The sequence below is a fragment of the Dyadobacter sp. genome (assembly GCF_051859145.1).
Taxonomy (GTDB): Bacteria; Bacteroidota; Bacteroidia; order Cytophagales; family Spirosomataceae; genus Dyadobacter.
Window position 1 is genome coordinate 1 of the sequence record NZ_JBHYGF010000437.1, and the last position, 3,221, is coordinate 3,221.

A 3,221-nucleotide genomic window follows, 5' to 3' on the forward strand; every position below is an offset into this window, starting at 1 on the left:
GACGTAGATATGATTTCATTTGTCCCGAAATATGATATTGAAACAGAAAACAGGCTTTTCAGCAAAACTTCCAATGAAATTCCGGTGGGTTTTGAAATGCAGAAGAACCTGAGCATCCGCTACAGAAAGGTTGACCAGCTTGACCGGATGGTCACGATTGCGGCACAGAATGAAATCTACGATCTGGTTAAAGTAGATTGCTTTCATACGAAATTGGAGAGTTTTAAAGATTCTCTGCGAACCAGCTGTCTGGCCGCGTTGAAGAAGAATATCAGATCTTACGACGCATTAAGCCTGAAATTGGACACATTGAGAAAAACAGTTCAGGAGAATTTTCATACGATTTCACCTTCGTCAAGATACTATTCCTACCAGGCTTTTTCCAGAACTTCGGTAAAGCCAGTCAAGAAAAGCGGCGCGCAGACTAACATCAATGAAATTGAAAAAACAGTTTCTCGCTATTACTTGCCGCTCGGTTTTGAGAGTTTTGACATCGTCATGAACCCGGTCGTACTTGAACCGGTAATCCAGGTAAGCTACCAAATTACTGTTAGCTACCATTTAAAGTCAACCAATCGGTACTACCATATCACCCCGGCCGGAGAAAGCAAGAAACTTCTCCTAAACTAATCGGCTTATGACTCACCGTTTGTGATGGATTATTTAGTAAAGATGCATAGGGTATTGTTCCTGACACACCAGCCATTCTCAGGATTTGAGAAATTCCTTTGGAATTGGATTGCGCTCAAGAAAGATCTTTGCTTCTTCGGCTTTTTGTGAAAGTGGGCGCGAATTAACTTCATTATTCTGAAATTTTTCCTTCTTTTCGAGATCGGTGCTCTCAGAATTTTCTTTCTTAATTGCGGTTGAAGTTGCCATATCTATCAGAAGTGTTATTTCAAATTTAACCAATCATTTCAGGTTTAACAAAAATGCACCATAATTGGTATTAGGCTGGAACAGCTCCCACCTGCCAGATCGTCCAAAGGGCCACCCGCCAACCAGACCAGGATGCGCATCTTCTAAAACTCTGAATCCATAAACATTATGTCTCTCAGTTAGATAGGAAAGATGCTTATTGATTCCAATTTGATATTTGCGAGTTCGAACCGCCAATTTTCCAGGTTGCGTAAGACCCGTAGCATAAATACTGGCTTGTTTATTCGCATCGAGAAAGTCTATACTCTGTGCTGCAACAGTCGCCAGAATGATATCCATATCACCGTTATGAAGTTCTGTATGGTCATCAATAGTGCGCCGATTTTTGTCCCATAAACCAAAAGCCAGATTATAAAGGTGCTCCCCGATACTCTCAAAGCAAATCCGCATCTCAAAACATCCGTTTCTCCCTTCACTGAAAAATCGATACTCAGTCTTGCTTAGCTCATAAATGGCATATCTATCTATATTCATCTAAGTGGAGAGTGTGTGTTGTAAAAGCTCAAATATATTTTAAATTCTATTTAATCAAAATCTATTGAACTCAACCGCCTCAAACAGTATAGAACACACCTACTAACCTTATCCCTCCCCCCTCAAAACCCATACTCCACTCCGTCCGGCAGTGCTTCCACGGCTACTTTCATCCATTTACCTTTGATCTTGATTACGACGATATCCCGGTCTTTGTCATAGAAAATGGTGCCGTCTCCGCCGTTTTTCAGCTCCTTGTAGTTCACGTATTTGGCATCTTTTTCGGCATTTTGCTCGTCGTCGCCGGCAGGTTTGGTATTGCTGATATCTTCTTTGCCGATGCTGCCGAGCGTGAGTGCATTGGTTAATTTAAGTGAACCGAAGAAAATGGCTTTGTCACGGCCAAACATGAATGAATGCTGGCGTACATCGGAGCCTATTTTGAACCAGTTATAGGCTGTTTCGTCGTGGTTGTAAGCGGTTGAATAATAGTAGAGCTCGGCTACTGGCCTCTCCATTTCAATGTGTTTGTTTACCAACATGGTGATGCGCGATTTATCGTCTTTTGCATATCCTTCAAATACGTGATAACCCCAGCGCTTTTTGTTCCGCTCCTCGGCATTGCCGCGTACCTGGATCATATAAGGTGTGCTCAGTATTCCATTGACGGTGGTGTACATGGGCGTTTTGGAAGGTGCAAAACCAAAGCTATAACCCCGCTCTTTCCAGCGGTACCAGGTGGTATCAATGTCGGATTTTAGTTCAATGCGCCTAGTGTCTGTCGATTCGCTGCCTTTTTGCAGGTTAATGTATTTACCCAAAATAAAAGCAGTATCCTGCTGGGCCAGTGCCGCATTTGAAATAATGAATAAGATTATAAAATGGAATAGCTTCATAAATGGGAAAGGTAAAAGTGGGATAATTGGAATAGCGTCAGGAAAGAAAGAAAAAAGCCGGGTAAGGAAAAAATCAATTGTCTTTTAGCTAATTTGAAACCGATTCTTCCTGCACTGCTCCAATGTAATTAAACCTTAAAAACATGATCAAACCGCTTTATCCCTGCCTTTGGTTCGACGGAAACGCCAAAGAGGCCGCAGATTACTACTGCTCAATATTTAAAAGCTCAAAGATCACCTCTGAAAATCCGATGGTAGTAACTTTTGAGCTCAATGGTTTTAAATTTATGGGATTGAATGGCGGGCCGCATTACAAATTCTCACCTGCAACTTCCTTTGTCGTGGAATGTGATACACAGGAGGAAATCGATTATTATTGGGAAAAGCTGGGTGATGGAGGCAAGTACAGTCAATGCGGCTGGCTTGATGACAGATTTGGCATGTCGTGGCAGGTTGTACCTTCTGTATTGCCCAAACTTATGTCCGATCCTGAAAAAGCGCCCCGTGTGATGGAGGCATTTATGCAAATGTCAAAGTTTGATATTGCAGCGCTGGAAAATGCTTGACCCCAAGTAGCCTTAAAGGGACTTTTCTCGGGATAACACCGAATAAATCTACCTTTTAGAGGCGGGGGCAGAAGCAATCCACAATTAATTAGCAACAAAAAATACCCTTATGTTTAAATACATTCTCACTGCATATTTTTCCATTTCTCTCATCGCGGCCAATGCCCAACTGGTTTCCGATTCACTACTGATCGAAGGCCGACACCGTGTTTTTGTTTATGACAAATCGAATAAGGTAAAACCCGGCGCAAGCCTTGTCTTTGTGATGCATGGATCGGGAGGCGAACCGTTTGGATTGGCCCCGCGGGCTGCCAGGCTGCAAGCACGCGCTGAAACTGAAAACGTA

The 3,221-nt window shown here is 42.7% G+C and carries 5 protein-coding genes and 1 pseudogene; 3 read left to right on the plus strand and 3 right to left on the minus strand.

Annotation, left to right across the window (positions count from 1 at the left end; translation table 11 throughout):
- Window positions 1-630 (plus strand): hypothetical protein (locus tag ACTIE6_RS21190; RefSeq protein ID WP_439558535.1); only part of this gene is annotated, 630 nt, incomplete at its 5' end.
- Window positions 631-708: 78 nt separating this feature from the next.
- On the opposite strand, the gene ACTIE6_RS21195 is transcribed toward ACTIE6_RS21190, so the two are convergent.
- From ACTIE6_RS21195 to ACTIE6_RS21205, 3 genes are all read right to left on the minus strand, one after another.
- On the minus strand, window positions 709-879 hold the full coding sequence (locus tag ACTIE6_RS21195; protein WP_439558536.1) for a hypothetical protein: 171 nt from the start codon (window positions 877-879) through the stop codon (window positions 709-711).
- 33 nt (window positions 880-912) lie between these two features.
- A complete protein-coding gene (locus tag ACTIE6_RS21200) occupies window positions 913-1,413 on the minus strand; it encodes a DUF6934 family protein (RefSeq protein ID WP_439558537.1) in 501 nt (166 codons plus the stop codon).
- A gap of 122 nt (window positions 1,414-1,535) precedes the next feature.
- Window positions 1,536-2,309, minus strand: a complete 774-nt coding sequence (locus ACTIE6_RS21205; protein WP_439558538.1) for a hypothetical protein — start codon at window positions 2,307-2,309, stop codon at window positions 1,536-1,538.
- 143 nt (window positions 2,310-2,452) lie between these two features.
- Here ACTIE6_RS21205 and ACTIE6_RS21210 point away from each other — a divergent pair, with 143 nt between their 5' ends.
- On the plus strand, window positions 2,453-2,875 hold the full coding sequence (locus tag ACTIE6_RS21210) for a VOC family protein (RefSeq protein WP_439558539.1): 423 nt from the start codon (window positions 2,453-2,455) through the stop codon (window positions 2,873-2,875).
- Between the two features lie 109 nt (window positions 2,876-2,984).
- Window positions 2,985-3,221: pseudogene (locus ACTIE6_RS21215) on the plus strand (poly(3-hydroxybutyrate) depolymerase); the annotation flags it as partial.

Coding starts and splice junctions, on each gene's coding strand:
- ACTIE6_RS21195 (WP_439558536.1), bottom strand. CDS start 879: ATGGCAACTTCAACCGCAATTAAGAAAGAAAATTCTGAGAGCACCGAT.
- ACTIE6_RS21200 (WP_439558537.1), bottom strand. CDS start 1,413: ATGAATATAGATAGATATGCCATTTATGAGCTAAGCAAGACTGAGTAT.
- ACTIE6_RS21205 (WP_439558538.1), bottom strand. CDS start 2,309: ATGAAGCTATTCCATTTTATAATCTTATTCATTATTTCAAATGCGGCA.
- ACTIE6_RS21210 (WP_439558539.1), top strand. CDS start 2,453: ATGATCAAACCGCTTTATCCCTGCCTTTGGTTCGACGGAAACGCCAAA.